Here is a 20,823-nt window from a genome sequence, read left to right as displayed (position 1 = left end):
GGATCGTTGCGGACCGCAAATCAGCGGTCTGTCGCACAAAGGAATTTTGGTTTTTTGTTGAAGAGGAGAGACAATGACCATTCGTTATTCCACCGGCGCAGCAACGCTGCTTTGCGCAGTTCTGCTTTCCGGTGTGGCGTATGCAGTTGAGGGCGAGGTCAAGATCGTGCTGCCGGAGCAGCCGGCAAACCTCGATCCCTGCCGTTCGATTCGCTCAGACATCGGTCGCATCATCAATTCTAACATCACGGAGACGCTGATCGTCATCGAGCCTGAAAAGGGAACGGTCGCACCCTGGCTCGCCGAGAAGTGGGAACAGGTCAACGATCTGACGTGGCGTGTCCACCTGAAGAGCGGCGTCAAGTTCCAGGACGGTGCCGAATTCAATGCCGACGCCGTCGTCAAGTCCATCAACCGTCTCATGAATCCGAAACTCACGTGCGACAGCCGCTCGAAGTTCGGCGACGTCAAGCTGACGCCCAAGGCCGTCGATGCGCAGACCGTCGAGATCGTCTCCGACAGCCCGGTTCCAATCATGCCGACATTGCTTGGCACGGTGCAGATCGTCTCGCCGAACATGCCCTTTGACAAGGAAAGCAACAAGCCAGTCGGGACCGGTCCCTATGTCGTTGAAAGCGCATCGACCGAGGAGATCGTGCTGAAACGCGATGACGGCTATTGGGGCGCCAAGCCGGACGTGACGCGCGCCACCTATGTGTGGCGCAACGAGTCGGCAATCCGCGCCGCGATGATCGAATCGGCCGAGGCGGACCTCACCCCGTCGATCGCAGTACAGGACGCCACCAATCCGCAGACCGATTTCGCATACCTCAATTCCGAAACGACGCGCATGCGCATCGATGCGCAGATTCCGCCGCTGGACGACGTGCGCATCCGCAAGGCACTCAACATGGCCATCGACTGGGATGGTATGGGCGAGGCGCTGTTCGGCAAGGACGTACTGCGTGCCTCGCAGATGGTCGTACCGGGCGTGCGCGGCCACAATCCCGACATCAACGCCTGGACCTACAATCCCGATGAGGCGAAGAAGCTGGTCGAAGAGGCGAAGGCGGCCGGCGCTCCCGTCGACAAGGAGATCGTGCTCATTGGCCGAAACGGCTTCTTCCCGAACTCCTCGGAAAGCCTCGAAGCGATGCGCTCGATGTGGCAAGAGATCGGCCTCAATGTCTCGATCCGCCAACTTGAGGCCGCCGACTGGGTCCGTTACCTCGACAAGCCGTTCCCGCAAGGCCGCGGCCCGACACTGTTCCAGCAGCAGCATGACAACAATACGGGCGATGCCGGCTTCACGGCACCCGTCATGTATCTGAGCGACGGCCAGTATTCGACGGTCGCCGACAAGGATCTTGACGCCAGACTCAAGAAGGCGATGGCCGCGACCGGCGATGATCGTGAAAAGCTCTTCCAGAGCGTATTCGGCAAGGTCCACGACGAGATCGTCGCCGACGTACCGATGTATCATATGATCGGTTATGTCCGTGTCGGGCCGCGCCTCGACTGGAAACCCGATCTTAAAACGAACAGCGAGATCGCGCTTAGGGAAATCCACTTCAAGAACTGACCTCGACAGGGCGTGGCGGGTTTCGCCGCGCCCCTATCATTTCATTCCAGAGGAAGGAAACGCGGTGTTCGGCTTCATTCTCAGACGCTCGGCCCAGAGCCTCATTGCAGTGATCGGCCTGCTGATCCTCGTGTTCTTCCTTTCGAGGCTAACGGGGGATCCGGCCTATCTCTATCTGCCGCTCGACTCCTCGGAGGCCCAGCGCCAGGCCTTTTCGGAGACGCACGGCTTCAACGACCCGCTGATCGTCCAATTCGGCCGATATCTGCTGGAACTCACAAGGCTCGATTTCGGCGAGGCGATGAGCCGCAATCAGCCGGCTGTGGAAGTGGCGCTCGAAGCCTTTCCCCAGACGCTGAAGCTGGCGGTTATCGCGATCGGCCTTTCCCTCTGTCTTGCGATCGTCGTCGGCTCGCTGGCGGCGGCGCGACCGAGCAGTCTCTTCGATACGCTGGCCAGCACCGCCTCACTGGCTGGCGCCAGCGCTCCCGATTTCTGGATCGCAATCGTCGCGATCCTTATCTTCGCCGTCGGCCTCGGCTGGCTGCCGACATCAGGCACGGGAACACCGCTTCATTGGATCATGCCGATCTTCGTGCTGACGCTCCGTCCTTTCGGCCTGCTGGTGCAGGTGGTGCGCGGCACGATGATCAGCGCGCTAAGCTCCGCCTACGTCAAAACGGCAAGGGCCAAGGGCGTCAAGCGTTCGCAGATCATCTTCAAGCATGCGCTGCGCAACTCGCTGCTGCCGGTCATCACTGTTGCGGGTGACTTGGCCGCAAGCCTCGTCAACGGCGCCGTCGTCGTCGAATCCATCTTCGGCTGGCCGGGTATCGGCAAGCTGATGATTGACGCGATCGTGCGTCGCGATTTCGCGCTCATTCAGGCGACGGTGCTGGTCACCGCCGTGGCGATCTTCGTCCTTAATATCGCGATCGACCTGATCTACGCCCGCTTCGATCCTCGCATAAGGTTTCAAACGAGATGAGTATGTCGGCCATGACAACGACCGTCGAGAAGCGGCACGATATCGGACGGTTCCACATCCTTCGTCTGATTTCACGCGACCGCCTGGCGCTTGCCGCGGTGATCTTCCTTGTCGTCGTGATCTTCTGCGCCGTGCTCGGACCGTGGTTGATGGGCGACCTCATCGACAAGCCGAATTTCCGCGCTCGCAATATGGCGCCCTTCAGCTTCTCGCAAGGCTGGGCCTATGTGCTCGGCGCCGATACCCTCGGTCGTAGCCTGCTCGCGCGCCTCGTCGTCGGTGCGCAAAACACTCTTGGCATCGCCTTCTGCGCGGTCCTCTGCTCAATCGTCATTGGCGGCCTGCTCGGGCTGGTCGCCGGCTATTCCCGCGGCATCGCCAGCGCGATCATCCTGCGCGGCGCCGATATCGTCATGAGCTTCCCGTCGCTGCTGCTTGCGTTGATCGTGCTCTTCAGCCTCGGGCCATCGATCACCAACCTCGTTATCGTTCTCGCCATCACCCGCGTACCGATCTATCTGAGGACGACGCGCGCAGAGGTGCTGGAGGTGCGCGAGCGCATGTTCGTCAGTGCCGCCATGGCGCTCGGTGCCAGCCACAGCCGCATTCTCTTCCGGCATATCGCGCCGATCGTCGTACCGACGCTCGTCACCATCGGCGCCATCGACTTCGCGACGGTGGTTTTGGCGGAATCCGCGTTAAGTTTCCTTGGCCTCGGCATCCAGGCACCGCAGTTCACCTGGGGTGCCATGGTCGCAACCGGGCGCGGCTATCTCTCGACCGCTTGGTGGATCGCCTTCTGGCCCGGCCTTGCGATCCTGTTAACCACGCTTTCGCTCAATATCCTTTCGAGCTGGTGGCGAACATATGCCGATCCGCAGCAGCGCTGGCGAATCGAGCTCGCCCGCTCGAAGAAGAGACTTCAGGAGAAACGCACATGACCGGCACGCATCTGCTTGAGGTCAAGGACCTGACCGTCGACTTCCTGTCGTTTGGCGGCGCCTTCCGCGCGACGAACGGCGTCAGCTTCCACGTCGATGCCGGCGAGACGCTGGTCATTCTCGGCGAATCGGGCTCCGGCAAGTCGGTAAGCGCCAGCGCCATCATGGGGCTCATCGATACTCCGCCGGGCGATATCTGCGCCGGTTCCGTCACGTATCGCGGTCGCGATCTTGAAGGGATGAGCGAGGAAGCGCGCCGCGATCTCAATGGAAGGAAGATCGCGATGATCTTCCAAGATCCGCTGTCATACCTCAACCCCGTCTACACGATCGGCTGGCAGCTCGCCGAGGTCTTCAGCGCCCACGGCGTCGCGACGGGCGCGCAGGCGCGCGAAAGGGCGATCGACATCCTGCGCCGCGTCGGCATTCCCGAACCGGAAAAGCGGATCGACCAGTACCCGCACCAGTTTTCCGGGGGGCAGCGCCAGCGCATCATGATCGGCATGGCGATCGCGCTGAGGCCAGAGATCCTGATCGCCGACGAGCCGACGACGGCGCTCGACGTCAGCGTGCAGGCACAGATCCTCGACCTCCTGAAGAAACTGCAGGCCGAAGATGGCCTGGCGATCATCATGATCACCCACGATCTCGAAGTCGCCGCCAGCATGGCGGACCGGGTAATCGTCATGAATTCTGGCCGCATCGTCGAGGAGGGGGAGGCGCGCGCCGTCTTCGAAAACCCCAAGCACAGCTATACCAGGACGTTGATCAACGCCCTGCCGCATGGCGATCAGGACGCGCCGCGGCGGCAGGCCGGCAAGCCGGTCGGCAAACCCATTCTCGAAGTCAAAAGCCTCGACAAGTTCTACACGCTCTCGTCAGGCATATTCTCGGCGCCCGTGCAGCTTCACGCCGTCAAGAATCTGAGCTTCGACGTCGCGCCCGGCGAGACGATCGGCATCGTCGGTGAAAGTGGCTCCGGCAAATCGACGGTGGCGCGCGTCCTGCTGCGGCTGAACGATGCCTCGAATGGGGAGGCGCTGTTTCATGGCCGCGACATTCTGAAGATGGATGGCAATGCGTTGCTCTCCTTCCGCCGCAAGGTGCAGATGGTGTTCCAGGATCCCTATAGCTCGATGAATCCCCGCATGACCGTGTTCGAGATCGTTTCGGAACCCTGGCGGATCCATAAGGATATCCTCGACAAGGCGCGATGGCGCGACCGCGTGGTCGAACTGCTGGGGCTCGTCGGGCTAAAGCCAGAGCATGCGGCGCGTTATCCGCACCAGTTCTCAGGGGGCCAGCGGCAGCGCATCGCTATTGCGCGCGCTCTTGCCTGCGAGCCGGAGCTCGTTGTCTGCGATGAGGCTGTCTCGGCGCTCGACGTATCGGTCCAGCTGCAGGTCATCAATCTTCTCGCCGACCTGCGCGATCGGCTTGGGCTTGCCTATATCTTCATCACCCACGACCTGCCGATCGTGCGCCATTTCGCCGATCGCATCATCGTCATGAAGAACGGTGAGATTGTCGAGCATGCGATGACGGAGGAGATCTTCCGCAATCCGCAGCACGACTATACGCGACAGCTCATCAACGCGACACCGAAACCGAAGTGGCAAAATGCCGTCGACGCGGCATGAGGCGACAGCCTTGCCGGGGCACGTGCCCTATTCATGTCCGTCTGTCACGTCCAGCCAAACATTGCCCAGGCACAGTCAACAAACGTTGATTTTCCCTCCAATCATTTTTCCCAGAATCCATCAAGACCCCGAAATCCGGGCAAAAAATACCCGGCGCGAAGGCCGGGTAGAAACTCGCGATGACACTTATCAAAGACTAGCTCGGAAGGTCGATCCGCCGGTAGAACGTAGCGCCGCGGTCATTCAGGCGGCGGTGCGGTGGTAAATTCATCGTTGACCCGACGCGATGCTCGACTGCAGCCATGGTGGCATTCGCTTATATGAGGGGGGTCAACACAGAACTGTCGTCAGGATTCAGCAAAACGCCCCAGCATCCCGGCGACGTCGCCGGCCGCCACCGCGTGCTTAGACATCTTCTCGCCACCCCCCGGCGACAGCGACGTGATGAGCCATTTATATTGACTGAATTCCAACGAGACGAAGATTGCGCCAAGATCAGTCCGGATAGCGGCCGGCCCTTCGGATCGGTGAGCTGCAACGGGCATGCTTGCCTCCAAGGTAGGGTGTTTGTGGTTAGCAACCTCACCCTGCCACAGTGCCGGCCGCTATCCACCTCCTCATAGGATCTACATAAGACCGCAAATTTCTAAGTCTCTATGCGAGATACGCTGATCAAGGGCACCTCTGAGCTCGCTGTTGCAAGTTCGACCGCCCGCCTAAGAACTGCCTTCCGCGCTGGTAGCGGATCTCTCTCGAGGCGGCTTTCCGCAGTTTCGGTAATTCGGTATCGTCCGCACGCTGTGCAGCTAATCTCCCTTTGATCACCCACCTTTGGTAATGCTTCGCCGCAATTTCCCAGACAGATGGGACACTTCCCGATCACCCAGCTCATCTTTCTTTCCCCGAATGATGAACAGCTAATAGACAATGCTTTGGAGTAGAAATTCAATTCCACCATAGGGGGATGGGAAGCGCGGCAGTCGTTTTTGAGGGTGTAGCCCAGTGCGGCCGTTAACATTCCTTAAACTATGCTGTTGCGCCGTAGGGCACAGAAATTTCTCGGCCAATAGCTCGGGCGCTGGCGCGTTTGTTCCCATTCACCCAAATTACCGAACTTTCCGGCTCTGCGATCCAACTACGGACAACGGAGGAAAGTCGCTGACAAAAGGAAACGCCACGAGCCTGTCCGTTTCGCTCAACGACCCAAGTTCGCTCGCGAAGAAATATGCCTAGGGTACCACAGCGGGCACTTATGGGCTTGAGCTAGTCCGTGCCCTCGACTAGGCCTCCTCAATGCGTGGGGCTTCTCGCGACGTAAAAGCGGAGGGCAGGGCGATCTTCAAGGACAGCAAAAAGGTCAGCGGATATGCGTTCACGCTGCTGGCGGTGTTCATCTTCGCGGTCCAGGACGGTTTCTCCAAATACCTCGGCGAGCGATACTCGCCCATTTTCATCACGATGATCCGTTATTGGGTTTTCGCGGCGTTCGTAATTCTGCTCTCATCCCGGCGACCCGGCGGGCTTCGAGGAGTGGCGACGACGAAGCATCCAGCCCTGCAGATCATGCGCGGCGTCTTGCTGGTCGCCGAGATCGCGATTTTCGTCTACGGACTGGCTCACACGGGACTTGCGATCACCCAGGCCATCTTCCAGGCGTCGCCCCTCATCGTCACGGTGCTGTCGATACCGTTTCTCGGCGAGCACGTCGGTTGGAGGAGGTGGTTAGCGGTACTGGCGGGACTACTCGGCGTGCTTCTGATCATCAATCCGACGGGCAGCCAATTCAGCGCGTATCTCCTGCTGCCGCTGACATGTGCTTTTATGTTCGCCACCTACAGCATCGCTACCAGGGCTGTTAGTCGCCAAGATCAGGCCTTTACCAGCTTGTTCTATACGGCTGTCGGAGGGGCGATCGCGATCTCCCTGATAGGTCCCTTCTATTGGACGCCAATTGCCCAGGCGGACTGGCCGTTCGTAGCTGCGCTGGGACTATGTGGCGCGGTTAGCCATTATTCCTTGATCCGCGCCTACGACTCGCTTCAGGCATCGGATGTTCAGCCCTTGACCTACTTGCAGCTCGTAGTCGGTGCGGTCATCGCGGTGGCATTCTTCGGCGAAACGCTGAGTTGGAACATGTTGCTCGGCGCAACAATCGTGGTAGGTGCAGGACTATTCACGATGTGGCGCGAACCTCGCGCGCACTCCAAGAACGAGCCAGCGAGCCGATCCGGGATCATGCCCTGACCTAAAGCTTCGCCGCCGCTGCAGTATGTTGCGTGGCCTCGAAATTTTCGGTGAACCCGCCGATTTCCGAACGGGCGCATCGAAAACGCAGCACAGGCGATCAGCTCAGGCGTCACCTGCGTTGATTGTCTCATTGCTTGCCGTCAGACTCGCAGCACTTTTCGCAGCTTCCCACCCTGACATGAGAATTCGATCCGGTTTCAGTACGCCACTAGGGTTCGATCCTCTGGCTCGATCTTTGCCATGGGATCGCTGCCCGGTTGCGTTTCCGAAAAGTTGTGTTATGTCGAACCAGCAGTGATCGGGAGGGGTCGATGCCGGCCGAAATGCTTTCCGAAATCCGGCAAGCCCGGCGGGCTCTTTCGCGCCTTTCGCCGGACGATCGTCGCCGCCTCGTCTCCAAGATCATTGAGGCGCTCGACGCCGCTCGTGACGAAGCCGCCGACGGCAATTCGAGCATTAATCTCGACGGCCTCGATCGCGTCATCGCCAGCACAGCCATGGCGATCGTCGATATCGGCGCTCTCGATGATATCGAGTTTGCGACGCTTGTCTCTGAATTCGAAATCTTGCTGGTGAAGCTCTCGGAGAGCTTCCACGCAAATGCGCGTCCTCCCACGCGTGACGTGCACTAGGCCCTTCGGCTTCGGACCCGGAGCTCGTAGAACTGAAAGTCTCAGTTCCGCGTTTAGCTTTTGATAATCGATGACAGTAACGAGGCAGACGACGGCGCACCCGGCGCCGAAGCGCCATTCCCTACGACCCGCCGACCGTCGAGCAGTTTCAGGTACGCTTTCCGCGTGTGGCACTGTCGTGGTAGTTGTGAACGCGGTTGCCCGTTTCTGGCCCGGAGCTACTCGGAACCGCGGTGTGCCGCTTTTGAGATGACTGTCGGCGAGTTAGGAAGCCAATTTTAACCCAGCGTGGAAGGAAGTTCACCTTTTCTGACTATGCAGAACTCGTCGGAAAGCTGACCTAGTGACGCTGTCAGACAGCCAGCGTTACAGAGAGCTTTCCGAGCGTCTCCAGATGGATAGCGACCTCGTGAAGCGCTCAATCCACGGTCGATATACGCTCGGGGAGAGACGGTCTGGGTCGTGAAGCCGGCCAAGGGAAGGAAAGGTCGAGCGGATCGAGGCAACAATACGACGGGACAGATCTCGGCCTATCCCGCAACGGAAGTGATGATAATCCTGCGCCGTCGGGCACGCACAAGGTGAGCCTCTCAGGGGGTGCATTAGGTCGCCAGTTGCAGGTTGGCCGCTAGGACGACCAACCCGATGTACCTCGCATGTTCATACGTCTCGCTCGCGAAACGTTGCCCGGATTCAGGCGGCCCGCGCGTTGACGGTCGCTTTGGCGATCGCGGTAAGCCGTTCGTCTGTCGTTTCCTCTTCGTCAAGAGTCTCCGCGAGGAGGTCAGCTACGTCATCTAAACCGAGCGTCTCGGCCCAGGTGACCATCGTTCCGTAGCGGCTGATCTCGTAATGTTCCACAGCCTGCGCAGCGGCGAGCAGGCCCGGATCGAGGGCTGCCGTACCCTTGAACGCCTCCATGACTTCCTTGCCTTCCTCGATGATGCCGAGGATGGCATTACAGGTCTTCGGCTGCGCAGGCTTGCCCATCAGTTCGAAGGCCCGTTCGAGGCGCGTTACGTGATCTTCGGTCTGGCCGCGATGTGTTTCGAATGCCTCCTTGAGATCAGGTGATTGTGCGGCTTCCGCCATCTTGGGCAGGGCGGCCAGTATCTGCTTTTCTGCGAAGTAGATGTCCATGAGGGTCTCATAAAGGAGATCACTGAGGTTTTTAGGTTCTGCCATGTTCGTGTTCCTCGTGTTGAGATTATGGGTTTCGGTCGCGTGTATATTCTTCAAGGATTGGGCCTGGCTTCGTGCCAGCTACACCGCCGAACCATGCTGCAATCAGGCCGAGAACGAGTGCGAGGAATCCGAGCAGAGCGCCGCTGGAAACGACGTCCGTCGTGGTCTGTGCCGCCTCCAAAGCCTGTTGCTTTGCCTGATCGATGGATGCCCTGTAGTTGGCTTCGTATTCATCGACCTTCGCACGGGCCTGGTCGACAGGGATATTCTGAGCTTTCGCTAGAGCGTCGGCGGCCCGTGCCTTGGCGTCCTCGACTTTGCTCTGGTCGCCCGTTGCTACGGCTTTCATCGCCGTCACTGCCGCCGTTTGCAGGGCTTGCGGGTCGGAGCCACCGCTGGCCCCGCGGATTTGCCGTTCGATATCGGCCATCGGATCGGTTGCCGCGGCAATCGAAGGCGCCGCGGTGGTCGCTGCGGTTGCTGCAGTCTTGCCGACGCCGCCGACCACGCTCGAAAGGCCGCTGAACGCGCCGCCGACGAGTGCGCCAACCGAGGTCGTCAGGAGGTAGAGAATGACCAGCGTGGTGACGGCCCAGGAAGTGATGCCGTGGAAACCGCCTGTGGACCTGCTGGGACGGCCCGACAGCCGGCTTGCAGCATATGCGCCGATAAACGAGGCGACGATGCCGGAAACGACGAACCAGAGGCCGCCGATGATGGAGAAACTAGCGGCTGCAGGATTGTCCGATGTGGCGGGATCGAGGACCGCAGCGCCAATTCCGACGCCGAGAAGATTGAGCAGGAACTGTGCGGCGAGGGCGATAACAACGCCGGCAAACACCGCACCCCATGATATCTTGTTGAGAGTGGCCGTAATGCGGGGGTCCACCGGGTTGACCGCATACGGAGTATCGCCCGGCAGGCGGGAGATGGATGGTTGGGACATTGTACAAGCCTCCAGAGCTTTCGGGGTTCTGTGAATGCGTCCCAACTCCCGCTTCATCCGAATGTTCCAAGGAGTATTTTCGCTTTGCTAGCGGTCAACTTGAGCGACACCGATGCTGAGCAGGATGCAAAGGACGTGTCGAATGGCCCGAAACCTCGTGGCCTGATCGCGAAGGATTCAACGGTGACGCTGGGGATGTCCGCAAAGTTTGCTGCGACTAGGGCGACCGACGTTGTGCCCTGACCGCAATCGAATCCGGAGAAAGACAGTGAGAGGCCTGCTGCCGTCTAGGCGATCGACTCCGCCACATGGTGTCCAACTCGGAGGAGGTCGAGGGCCCTCAATTACGCGGATATGCGTTCGATGTAGGCGGTCGCGAAATCTCTGATCTTTGTCATCAATCTGGAAATTTGAAATCACTCGAACGCTTCAGCTTCAAAGCTCCCTCATTCTAGCTCGTGAAAGGCGCCCCAGCGTGATGTGCCCGCTTGGAGGAACGCCACAAAGACCCCGCAGAATTGACCGGGGGTGTCTTCGTTGAGCCTGCCCTGGGAGTCCTTGTCTTTCTCGGTGCTCGATGCCGGAGGTCGAAGTGCCGGAGCCGCTACCGGACATGCTGCCAGATCCGCTACCGTAACCTGACGCGCCGCCGGACTGGCCAGAACCATTAGTTCCACCAGATCTATATTGGCCAAGGGAGAGGGACGAGCCGGATATCCGGATCGACTATCATCTTCGGGCAAACAGTCTGCATGACGTCATGACCAGGCTCTTCCCTTGGGCGACCTACTCCTACGCCGAGCCGATCAAGGAATATTCCGAAGACGTTGCCGTGCACGTTCTCAAGGTCGAACTTCGACCCGAAGCAGAGGCCTATCTCGAGGCCGAAGACTTCCTGGTGGCGGGTTACCCCGATGAAGAGGAGCCGTGCGCTTTGGAAGGAAGAAGAGGCGTTCTGGCGGGGCTGAGGGCTTTCTCGCGGGCATCGTGATCGAGAGGAGCGGGAGCGCGGACGATATTCCTGCCGCCCTATAGCCCCGATCTCACCCCCATCGAGCAGTTGTTCTCCAAGATCAAGCACGCCATGAGAACGGCTGTGGCCCGATCCGAACACGCCGCCCACGAAGCGCTGGCCGAAACGATCAATGCAATCGGGCCATCCGAATGCGCAAACTACATCCAGAACGCAGTATATATGCCAACCTAAATGCAAAACGCTCTAAAGGGAGGCCACAAAAACCTTTACGATAAGCAGGAGACTTCCCGCTTGTATGGTGCATGACCCCAAGCGTGTCATTCCGGACAGTAATTTGCGTGGACGATTCACATCATGCAGGTGGAGAGAGTTCAGTCGAAGAAGCCCACATCCTCTTCCCTGAGATATCTCCTGGCAGCTTCGGCGTCGATATCGAGGCCCAGCCCCGGCGCTTCCAGGAGGTCCACCATGCTTTCCTTCACGATCTGCGGCGGCAAGCCGATTACCAAATCCTCCCACCAGGGGTCGGAGGCACTCGGATATTCGAACGCGATGTAATTTGCAGGCAAGGTGGCGCAGACATTGATCAACGCGCCGAGGCCCAGCAGGCCGTTAGCAGTGCCGTGCGGTGCCATCAGGATCGAGTGCATGTAGGCGTGCTCGGCGACCCATTTGAGCTCGGCAATGCCGCCAACATCGGCTGGATCGGGGCCGATGACGCGCACCGCCTGCGTCTCGATCAGTTCCTTGAAATTGTGCCGCAGGTAGATCTGCTCACCAGTGTGGATTGGCGTCGAGGTGGAGGTTGTCAGTTCCCGATAGGCCTGCGGATTGACCCACGGCACGTAGTCGCCAGTCAGCATGTCCTCGAGCCACATCAAATTGTACTTCTCAACCGCGCGAGCGAACTTAATCGCATCGGGCAGCATCCAGCCCGGGCCGCAGTCGAGCGCCAGGCTGACTTTGTCGCCCAGCACTTCCTTCATCGCGATCACGCAGTCGAGCATGTGATTGAAACCGCGCTCGCTGATCACGCCCTGATCCATGGCACCGTGATAGCCGGCCTTCTTCTGCGTCACGCCATAGTGGAAGCCCTCGATGGTGTCCTTCATGTTGGAGTGGAACGAGATTCCTTGCTTGACCATGAAGAAGTTCTGCGGCTGCTCCATCATCCATTTGACGTCAGCGGCGTAATCCTCCGGCCGGTCGCCCGTGCGTTTCTGGCGAATCGAGCCGTTGTAGACGCGCACCTTGTCCCGCACCTTGCCGCCGAGCAGCTTATAGGCGGGCATGCCCGCGGCCTTGCCAGCAATATCCCACAGCGCATGCTCAATAGCGCTCACCGCCGCGCCGTACGGCTTGAAAGAGCCGCGTTGGCGGATCTTCAGCATTACTCTCTCGACGTCGGTCGGATCCTCGCCGACCAGCGCCTCGCGGAAATGCAGCACCCAGGGCTTGAGGTAGGACTTGGTGAATTCGACTTCGCCCAAGCCATAGAGGCCCTCGTCCGTTACGATGCGGACGATCGGGTGTTTGCCGATAACGGCGCAGCGGAGATCGGTGATCTTCATCTTCGTTCCTTTCCGCCTCAGCTCCAGGTGCGATCCCAGGAATACTCATCGTCCCAGTGATCCGTAGGCTGCCAAATGCCGGTGACACCCGGCTGCAGATGCTGCGAGATCACCTCGTCGACGACGTCGTCAATCCCTAGGCCCGGCTTGTCCGGAACAGTGATGAAGCCGTCCTTCACCAGCGGCTTGGGAAGGCCGGTGACGATATCGTCCCACCAGTCGACATCGGCGGAATGGTATTCGAGCGCCATGAAATTTTCGGTCGCCGTCGCGACATGTGCGGCGGCCATTGCGGCGATTGGACTTTCTGCCATGTGGATGGCCATGGCGACACCATGGTCCTGCGCCATGTCGCCGATCTTCTTGGTCTCGAGCATGCCCCCACTGGTGAGCAGGTCCGGGTGGATAACGGAGACGCCGCCGCTGTTGAGCAGAGGCTCGAAGCCCTCCTTGAGGTATATATCCTCGCCAGTGCAGATCGGCACCGTGGTGGCGTCCTGCAGTTGTCGGTATTGCTCGGTGTACTGCCATGGGATCACGTCCTCGAGCCAGGCTGGCACGTATTTTTCAATTCGCCTGGCAAGGCGAATGCCGTTCTGCACTGAGATGTGGCCGATGTGATCGATGGCGAGCGGAACATCCATGCCGATGACCTCACGAACCTCGGCAATGTATTGCTCAAGGAAATCGAGGCCCTTGTCGGAAAAGTGGAGGCCGGTAAAAGGGTGCGGGACGTTATGCAAATCGTACACAGCGTTGCGGACGCGCCGCTCTTCAATGGTCTTCACCGCGCCGCGACCGGGGTGGTCGCGGTACCCTTCAAGTGAGCCGGCAGGAGACACGACCGCACCGGGCACATCCGCGATCTGCATCAGCCCCAGATCCATCTTGAGGAAGGTGAAGCCGAGCTCCATGCGCTGCTTGAGGCGCTTGCCGGTCTCGGTGCCGCTCGGCACGGTGGCGTCGGTGTCGCAGTAGATGCGCACCTTCTCCCGAAACCGGCCGCCGAGCATCTGGTAGATGGGGACGCCATAGGCCTTGCCGGCAAGATCCCACAGCGCGATTTCGACCGCCGATACGCCGCCGCCTTGCCGGCCGTGCCCGCCGAACTGCTTGATCCGGCGAAACAGGCGGTCGATGTTGCAAGGGTTCTCGCCAAGCAACCGGCTTTTCAGCATCAGCGCGTAGGTGGCGCTGGCGCCGTCGCGCACCTCGCCAAGCCCGACGATGCCTTGGTTGGTGTAAATCTTGAGTAGCGCTGAGGTGAACGGCGCGCCGACAATTTCGGCTACCCGCATGTCGGTGATGCGAAGGTCGGACGGCTTGGAATGCGTGTTCACTCGATTGAGCGCCTCGTCGGCTCCATCTGCCCCTGGCATGATTTATCCTCGTTTTGGTCGACCGGGCTCGTCGCCGCGCACGCTGGGGCGGCGTCGAGCGTTGCTAGTCCAGCTCTATCTCGTGGTTTTGAAGGTAGTCGCGGTTCATTTCAACGCCGAGACCAGGCTTGGATGTAAGCTTGAGGCTGCCATTCGAAACATCGAGTGGTCTGTCGATGAGGTGATCGTATTTGCCCAGGTTCCACTCCGACGTTTCGAGTTTGTAGAAGTTAGGAACGGTCATCATCACCTGCGCTCCCGCAACCACGTTGATCGGCCCTGCGGCGTCATGCGGCGAGACCGGGATGTAGTAGGCTTCGCATAGGGCAGAAATCTTCTTGAGTTCGGTAATGCCGCCAGTCCAGGTGACGTCCGGCATGATGTAGTCGGCAAGCTTATTTTCGAGCACCGGCACGAAATCCCACTTCGTGTGTCCGCGCTCGCCCCACGAGATAGCGGCGCTGACCTTCTCACGGACCTGTCTGAGAGCGTTGAGGCTCTCCGGTGGACAGGGCTCCTCGAACCAGTCGATCTGACCAGCTTCCTCGAGGCTCCGACAAAGGCGAATGGCGGTGGGAACGTCGAAGCGGCCATGCGCATCGATGAGGATGTCGACATCAGAGCCCGCCGTTTCGCGGATCAGAGCCGTGAGTTCGGCGGCTTCGCGCTCATCCTTGCGGGTCATGCTGCCATCTAGGTAGCCGTCCCGCTGTTCGCGAGGCTGTCCATCGGCGATGCGGCCTTGGTGGGGGAAAGGATCGAACTTGAACGCAGTGTGGCCGGACTCGACGATGTCTCGAATTTCGCGGACCACAGCCTCCTTGCTGGTAAATTTGGCTTGGTTGGGGTGGGTGTAGAGCGCGATTTCATCGCGTACCGGTCCACCCAAGAGCTCGTAAATCGGCTTAGCAAGGACTTTGCCTCGGATGTCCCAGAGGGCTATGTCGATGGCGCTCACGCATTCGACTGCGGCGCCGCGACTGCCCATATAGGTGAAGCTGCGGAATATCTTGTGCCACAGATACTCAATACGCGCCGGGTCCTCTCCCGTCACAGCGGCACCGATCTGCCGCAGGATCGTGCAGAGGGTGCGATTGGCGAGCCTTGTCGTGGTGGTGATCTCTCCCCAGCCGCTCACCCCCTCGTCGGTCGTCACTTCGACGAACAGATACTCTCCCCAATAAGACGCATCGGACTTGATCAGCCACGGCCGAATGCTGGTGATTTTCATCTCAACTGCCTTTATCTGAAGTGGTTGGGATAACGATATTCCAGGCCGTGTATTCTATCCTGCCCGAGCAGCGTTACGCGCACGCATGTGTTCGAGGATGTGTCGGCCGGAGCCCTCGACATGGCGTGCAATGAGTTCGCCTGCCTCGTTCGCATTTCCCGCTTTTACATGCGCGATGAGCTCGCGATGCTCGCTAAGGATCGCGGCACGCCGGGCGAGCGTGAAGTTGAAACGCCGGCTCACGGCTCGCAGCACCTCGCGATGCTTCCACCAAAGCTCGGCGGCATGGCGATTGTAGTGCCTTTGGTACATTACGGTGTGAAAGGCGGTGTCCAGCTCGCTGTGCCTGAACGTGTCGGCGAAGTCGTTCACCTCAATCAGGTCTTGGATGCGTTCGAGTTCAGCAATGTCCTCGGCGGTGGCCATATTCACGAACCATCGCGTCAGGGCCGGCTCGATCAAGACTCCTATCTCGTAGATGTCCCGAACAAAATCCTGGTCTATGGGCCGGACGCGCGCTCCGCGGTTGGGAACAAGGGTGACAAAGCCCTCCCCGCGCAACAGTTGCAGAGCCTCGCGCACGGGGTTGGTCGAGGTGCCGTGGCGCCGGGCGAGATCGGTGACCACAAGCCGTTCGTTGGCAGCGAGGCGCCCTTCGATGATGTCTTCCCTGATCAGTTGATAAAGCGAGGCGCCCTCGCTGGAGGCCCCGATAGCGTCGATCCCTTCGGGTGGCTCTGCTTTAAAATCGCTTGTATCGGCCAAGACTGTCTCCAATCAATACACACATGGCTCAGATATCACGTGAGGCCTCTGCAAACAATGTACGATTTCTCTGGTTGACAGGCAATCAACGATCTGAAAACGTATGATTAGCTCGAAGGGATACATTGGCTGAAAAACGTCCTGCGGCCGACGAGCAAAGACCGCTCGCCTTGAGGCAGAGCGGCATGGGAGAGAACCTGGAGGATACCTATGACGAGGATTTCACTCGGAGGTGCCGTCCTGCGCGGCACTGTCTCCACTGCTTTGATGGTATCGTTGATGTCCGCGTCTGCGCTGGGTGCGCCGGTCGACGTGAGCAAGTGGTCGCCGCAATATGTGCGCTCCATTGCCGGCACCCAGGATTTTGACACGGCGGGCGATTGCGCCAAGGTCACCCCGCTCGACTACAAGGGGCGACTGACTTTCTGGTATCAGGGCGTCTTCGAGGGAGACCCCGACCTCCTGCGAGAGTACTATAAGGAGTTCTTCGAGACCTTCCGCAAAACCTATCCAAACATCCAGCTTGAGGAACAAGCCCTCACCTATAACGACCTGCTGGATAAGTTCCGGACCGCGCTCCTTGGCAATGCAGCGCCCATGGCGGTCCGCCTGCAAATCCTGGGGGGCACCGAGTTCGCGTCAAAGGGCTATTTGGAGCCGCTCAAACCCGAGGATGTAGGGTATTCGACCGAGGATTTCTGGCCCGGCGCAATGAAGGCCGTGACCTGGGAGGGGGTGACCTACGGCATTCCAACCAACAACGAGACGATGGCGTTCATCTGGAACGCCGACATCTTCAAGCGTGCAGGCCTCGATCCGGAGAAGGCTCCGGCAACCTGGGACGACGTCGTCAAGTATTCCAAGCAGATCCACGACAAGCTCGGCATTGCCGGTTACGGCCTCGTGGCTCGCAAGAATGCCGGCAATACGCCGTACCGCTTCATGCCGCAGCTGTGGGCCTATGGCGGCGGCGTCTTCGACGAGGCTACCGCCAACCCGACCTATAAGAAGGTCGAGCTCAATAGCCCGCAGAGCAAGGCGGCATTGCAAGCCTCCTACGATATGTATGTTCGCGACAAGTCGGTTCCGGTTTCGGCGCTCACCAACCAGCAAGCCGACAACCAGCCCCTCTTCCTCGCTGGCCAGCTCGGCATGATGATCTCGCACCCGTCCGACTACAACGTCATGCTCGACCTGCAGAAAAAGGCGACGGATACCGACAAGGACAAGGCGCAGACCGTCATCGACAACATGCGCTACGGCCTGATTCCGACTGGCCCCGACGGCAAGCGTGCCGTCGTGTTTGGCGGCTCCAATATTCACATCCTGAAGCCCGAATATGTCGAGGCCGGCAAGGTAGACGAGCCGGCTGCAAAGGCTATCATCTGCATGTGGACGAGCCCCGAATGGTCACTGAAGATGGCCTATGCCGGCTCGAACCCCGGAAACCTTAACGGCTTCAAGACCAAATGGATGAAGGAACGTCTGGATAACATCAAGTTCCTTGATGTCACGACCTCGATGCTGCCCTACGGCATCCCGTTCCCGGCGCTGCCACAGTCCCCCGAGATCATGAACATTATCGTCCCGGACATGCTGCAGAATGCCCTGACCGGAGCCATGACCGTCGACCAAGCAGCGGACGACGCGGCCAAGAAGGTAAAAGACCTGACGGATGGCGGACTCTAGTCCAAGCCTGACGATCTGACCGGCTGCACCTCGATTGCAGCCGGTTTGTTCCGAAGAATAAGGGCACGGCACAGTGACGATCTTGACTGGGAAGGCCGAGACTCGCCGAAGACTGCAACCCGGTAGGTCCGGCGTGCTGCGAAAGATTTGGGAGCACCGCGCTGACTACGCGTACGTGCTTCCTGCGATCGCCGTGATGCTCATCGTCATAGCCTACCCTATCTACTACACGATCGAGCTGTCGTTCTTTAATACGCCACCTGGCCTGCAGCTCCGGGACAAGATTTTCATCGGCCTCGACAACTACATCGCCATCCTCACAAGTCCGGTGTTCTGGAAGGTCACCTCGAACACTCTTATCTGGACACTGGGATCGACTTTCATCGCATTTGTTCTGGGGTTTGCCAGCGCGCTGGCGCTCCATCGTGAATTTGTCGGCCGTGGCATCCTGCGCGCCGTCCTGATCATTCCCTGGGTCATCAGCGCGGTCGCCGCGTCCTATATCTGGAAGTGGATCTACCATTCGGACTTTGGGATCGTTGGCGCGGTGCTGGTCGGTCTCGGATTGGCCGACCGGCCGCCGAATTTCATCGACAGCGTCAGCACAGTGCTGCCCTCGCTGATCGTCGTCAATATCTGGCGAGAGTTTCCGTTTGCCATGATCATGATGATGGCTGGCCTGCAGACGGTCCCCGACCAGTTGCTGCGCGCCGCAAAAGTCGACGGAGCCAATGCATGGCAGCGGTTCTGGCACGTCACCTTTCCGCACTTGAGAAACGTCTCGACGGTGACGATCCTTCTGCTGGCAGTGGCCAACTTCAATTCTTTCATCATCCCCTGGATCATGACCGGCGGCGGGCCGTCGAACGCATCGCATATCTGGATCACCCACATTTATGAACTCGCCTTCGGCCGGCAGCGCTGGGGGGTGGCATCGGCCTATTCGGTGCTGCTGTTCCTGATCCTGATGTCGCTCGGCTACTTCTACGTCCGTGCGCTGAGCGGCAACGAGCAGAAGGACGGGAGCGCATGAGCACGATTGCCGAGACTGCTCGTCGAGGCCAGGCGCGTCGCCGTATGCGCATCGATGGATGGCGGTGGGGCGGACGCATCTTCCTTGTGTTCATGCTGCTCTACACCGCATTACCGATGATCTGGATGCTGATCACCTCGATCAAGTCCGGCTTCGCGGCCATGCAATTCCCGCCGCAATGGTGGCCGGACCAACCGACCCTTGCCAGCTACCAGAAGCTGCTCGATCCGCAAAACAGCGTCGGTCAGGACTTCCTGCGCTTCTTCTGGAACAGCCTTTTCGTCTCCACCGCCACGACCATCCTTTCGGTGATCGTGGCAGTTCCTGCGGCCTACGCGTTTTCGCGCTTCACCTTCCCGGGCCGGAACTTTCTGTTCTTCGCCGTCTTGCTTCGCAACATGTTCCCGGCAGTGATCTTTCTCGTGCCGCTCTTCATCCTGATGCGCGCGATCGGCCTGGTGAACACGCATGGGTCGCTCATCCTCACCTACCTCACATTCGGCCTGCCGCTGGCAATCTGGCTCCTCAAGGGCTTCTACGACAACATCCCGGTGCAACTCGAGCAGGCAGCGCGCATCGACGGGGCAACGCGGTTCCAGGCCTTTGTCCTGATCGTGATGCCGCTCTCGGCGCCAGGAATCATCGCCACGGCGATCTATTCCTTCATTGGCGCGTGGAACGAGTACATCTACGCCTACACCTTCCTCTCCAAGAACGAGCAGTTGACACTGCCGGTCGGCATCCAGCGCTTCTTCTCGGAAAATACAACGGACTTTCCGGGCCTGATGGCGGCCAGCTTCATGATGAGCGTGCCCGTCGTGGTCCTGTTCCTCATCCTGCAACGATACTTCGTACGCGCCCTTACGGAAGGCGCAGTCAAGCACTAGGGGAGTTGCCGGTGGCCCACGTGGTCCTCAAAGATCTGGTCAAGACCTATGGCAGCTTCAAAGCTGTCAACAACGTTTCGCTGACGGTCAACGACGGCGAATTCGTTGCGCTCGTCGGCCCTTCAGGCTGCGGCAAGACAACCACACTCAATCTTGTGGCGGGGCTCATCCCCATCACATCTGGCGACATCGTCATCGGCGACAGGGTGGTCAACGACCTCGACCCCAAGGACCGGGACATCGCAATGGTGTTCCAGAACTACGCGCTCTATCCGCAGAAATCGGTCTACAAAAATCTCGCGTTCCCGCTGCAGATGCGCAAACTGCCAAGGGACGAGATCGACAAAAAGGTCAAGGAAGCAGCGCGAGTGCTCGACATGACGCAGCTGCTCGAGCGCAAGCCACGCGAACTTTCGGGCGGGCAACAGCAGCGCGTGGCGCTGGGCCGCGCCCTCGTTCGCGATCCGGCGGTATTCCTGATGGATGAACCACTCTCCAACCTCGACGCAAAGCTGCGCGTGCAGATGCGGTCGGAGATCAAGCGTTTCCACCAGGACCTCAAGGCGACGATCATCTACGTGACGCACGACCAGCTCGAAGCGGTAACCATGGCCGACAGGATGGCGGTGATGAACGGCGGCTACCTGCAGCAATACGATTCACCGGCGCAGGTCTTTGCCCATCCGGTGAACATGTTCGTCGCCAGCTTCGTCGGCAGCCCGGCGATGAGCCTTGTTCCGCTGGAGGCGTCAACGGCAAGCGGCAACACTGTGTTGACCAGCGCGGATGGTTGGTGCCTCGAGCTCTCGCCACACAACGCCCAGAAGGTCGCGAGGGCGACAACCAAGAAAGTCGTGCTCGGCGCACGTCACTCGACGATCAAGCTGCATAAGAGTGCGATGCCAGGAAGCGTCCCTGCCAAGGCCTACACGGTGGAGCCGACCGGAGACGTCACTTTCGTACAGGCGTTCCTGTCCGGCGCCATCGTCAATGTCAGCGTCCCGCCGACCATTGCCGTCGCGCCCGACGAACAGATTTGGCTCGAGTTCGATCAGGAGCGGATGCATCTGTTCGACGGCGAAACAGAAATGGCCCTCAAGGCCAACTGAGACCAAGCGGATGCGTGGGAAA

17 protein-coding genes and 2 pseudogenes are annotated in these 20,823 nt (G+C 59.6%); 12 read left to right on the top strand and 7 right to left on the bottom strand.

The window, feature by feature from the left end; genetic code table 11:
- Window positions 1-73 precede the first annotated feature (73 nt).
- From BSG20_RS23595 to BSG20_RS23580, 4 genes are all read left to right on the top strand, one after another.
- A complete protein-coding gene (locus BSG20_RS23595; RefSeq protein WP_072379174.1) occupies window positions 74-1,582 on the top strand; it encodes an ABC transporter substrate-binding protein in 1,509 nt (502 codons plus the stop codon).
- Window positions 1,583-1,646: 64 nt separating this feature from the next.
- Window positions 1,647-2,570 (top strand): ABC transporter permease, encoded by a 924-nt coding sequence (locus BSG20_RS23590; protein ID WP_072379172.1) that lies wholly within the window; start codon window positions 1,647-1,649, stop codon window positions 2,568-2,570.
- The gene (locus tag BSG20_RS23585) at window positions 2,567-3,511 is read left to right on the top strand and encodes an ABC transporter permease (RefSeq protein WP_072379170.1); all 945 of its coding nucleotides are present in this window, start codon (window positions 2,567-2,569) and stop codon (window positions 3,509-3,511) included. The genes BSG20_RS23590 and BSG20_RS23585 overlap by 4 nt, the downstream gene beginning before the upstream one ends.
- Window positions 3,508-5,151 (top strand): ABC transporter ATP-binding protein, encoded by a 1,644-nt coding sequence (locus BSG20_RS23580; RefSeq protein ID WP_072379168.1) that lies wholly within the window; start codon window positions 3,508-3,510, stop codon window positions 5,149-5,151. Before BSG20_RS23585 ends, BSG20_RS23580 begins: the two co-directional genes overlap by 4 nt.
- Window positions 5,152-5,504: 353 nt before the next feature.
- Here BSG20_RS23580 and BSG20_RS23575 read toward each other — a convergent pair.
- Window positions 5,505-5,696, bottom strand: a pseudogene (locus tag BSG20_RS23575) (IS110 family transposase); the annotation flags it as partial.
- A 748-nt stretch (window positions 5,697-6,444) separates the two neighbouring features.
- On the opposite strand from BSG20_RS23575, the gene BSG20_RS23570 reads away from it, so the two are divergent.
- Window positions 6,445-7,395 (top strand): DMT family transporter, encoded by a 951-nt coding sequence (locus tag BSG20_RS23570; RefSeq protein ID WP_072379167.1) that lies wholly within the window; start codon window positions 6,445-6,447, stop codon window positions 7,393-7,395.
- A gap of 314 nt (window positions 7,396-7,709) precedes the next feature.
- A complete protein-coding gene (locus tag BSG20_RS23565; RefSeq protein ID WP_072379166.1) occupies window positions 7,710-8,030 on the top strand; it encodes a hypothetical protein in 321 nt (106 codons plus the stop codon).
- Window positions 8,031-8,723: 693 nt separating this feature from the next.
- On the opposite strand, the gene BSG20_RS23560 is transcribed toward BSG20_RS23565, so the two are convergent.
- Both BSG20_RS23560 and BSG20_RS23555 read right to left on the bottom strand, forming a co-directional pair.
- Window positions 8,724-9,215, bottom strand: coding sequence for a YciE/YciF ferroxidase family protein (locus BSG20_RS23560; RefSeq protein ID WP_072379165.1), 492 nt, complete (start codon window positions 9,213-9,215; stop codon window positions 8,724-8,726).
- Between the two features lie 22 nt (window positions 9,216-9,237).
- The gene (locus tag BSG20_RS23555; protein WP_072379164.1) at window positions 9,238-10,161 is read right to left on the bottom strand and encodes a PhnA-like protein; all 924 of its coding nucleotides are present in this window, start codon (window positions 10,159-10,161) and stop codon (window positions 9,238-9,240) included.
- A 760-nt stretch (window positions 10,162-10,921) separates the two neighbouring features.
- On the opposite strand from BSG20_RS23555, the gene BSG20_RS23550 reads away from it, so the two are divergent.
- Both BSG20_RS23550 and BSG20_RS38905 read left to right on the top strand, forming a co-directional pair.
- Window positions 10,922-11,152 carry a hypothetical protein gene (locus BSG20_RS23550; RefSeq protein WP_244541400.1) on the top strand — a complete coding sequence of 77 codons (231 nt, stop codon included), beginning with the start codon at window positions 10,922-10,924 and terminating at the stop codon, window positions 11,150-11,152.
- Window positions 11,153-11,173: 21 nt separating this feature from the next.
- Window positions 11,174-11,368 (top strand): annotated as a pseudogene (locus BSG20_RS38905) (transposase); the annotation flags it as partial.
- A gap of 140 nt (window positions 11,369-11,508) precedes the next feature.
- On the opposite strand, the gene BSG20_RS23540 reads toward BSG20_RS38905, so the two are convergent.
- From BSG20_RS23540 to BSG20_RS23525, 4 genes are all read right to left on the bottom strand, one after another.
- Window positions 11,509-12,708, bottom strand: a complete 1,200-nt coding sequence (locus BSG20_RS23540) for a mandelate racemase/muconate lactonizing enzyme family protein (protein WP_072379163.1) — start codon at window positions 12,706-12,708, stop codon at window positions 11,509-11,511.
- Between the two features lie 17 nt (window positions 12,709-12,725).
- Window positions 12,726-14,087 (bottom strand): mandelate racemase/muconate lactonizing enzyme family protein, encoded by a 1,362-nt coding sequence (locus tag BSG20_RS23535; protein WP_072379161.1) that lies wholly within the window; start codon window positions 14,085-14,087, stop codon window positions 12,726-12,728.
- 64 nt (window positions 14,088-14,151) lie between these two features.
- Window positions 14,152-15,318: a mandelate racemase/muconate lactonizing enzyme family protein gene (locus BSG20_RS23530; protein ID WP_072379159.1), complete on the bottom strand. Its 1,167-nt coding sequence runs from the start codon at window positions 15,316-15,318 to the stop codon at window positions 14,152-14,154.
- 54 nt (window positions 15,319-15,372) lie between these two features.
- On the bottom strand, window positions 15,373-16,083 hold the full coding sequence (locus BSG20_RS23525; protein ID WP_072379157.1) for a GntR family transcriptional regulator: 711 nt from the start codon (window positions 16,081-16,083) through the stop codon (window positions 15,373-15,375).
- Window positions 16,084-16,293: 210 nt separating this feature from the next.
- On the opposite strand from BSG20_RS23525, the gene BSG20_RS23520 reads away from it, so the two are divergent.
- The 4 genes from BSG20_RS23520 to BSG20_RS23505 all read left to right on the top strand — a co-directional run bounded on the left by BSG20_RS23520 (window position 16,294) and on the right by BSG20_RS23505 (window position 20,801).
- Complete coding sequence (locus tag BSG20_RS23520; RefSeq protein ID WP_072379155.1) at window positions 16,294-17,772, top strand: ABC transporter substrate-binding protein; 1,479 nt, start codon at window positions 16,294-16,296, stop codon at window positions 17,770-17,772.
- A gap of 73 nt (window positions 17,773-17,845) precedes the next feature.
- Window positions 17,846-18,805, top strand: a complete 960-nt coding sequence (locus BSG20_RS23515; RefSeq protein ID WP_072379153.1) for a carbohydrate ABC transporter permease — start codon at window positions 17,846-17,848, stop codon at window positions 18,803-18,805.
- Entirely contained in the window at window positions 18,802-19,692 is an 891-nt protein-coding gene (locus BSG20_RS23510; RefSeq protein WP_072379151.1) for a carbohydrate ABC transporter permease, read from the top strand. Before BSG20_RS23515 ends, BSG20_RS23510 begins: the two co-directional genes overlap by 4 nt.
- 11 nt (window positions 19,693-19,703) lie before the next feature.
- A complete protein-coding gene (locus tag BSG20_RS23505; protein WP_072379149.1) occupies window positions 19,704-20,801 on the top strand; it encodes an ABC transporter ATP-binding protein in 1,098 nt (365 codons plus the stop codon).
- Window positions 20,802-20,823 lie beyond the last annotated feature (22 nt).

The sequence above is a fragment of the Rhizobium tibeticum genome (assembly GCF_900110205.1).
GTDB classification, from domain to species: Bacteria; Pseudomonadota; Alphaproteobacteria; order Rhizobiales; family Rhizobiaceae; genus Rhizobium; species Rhizobium tibeticum.
The sequence above is the reverse complement of the archived record's forward strand: the minus strand, read 5'-3'. Positions and strand labels throughout refer to the sequence as shown.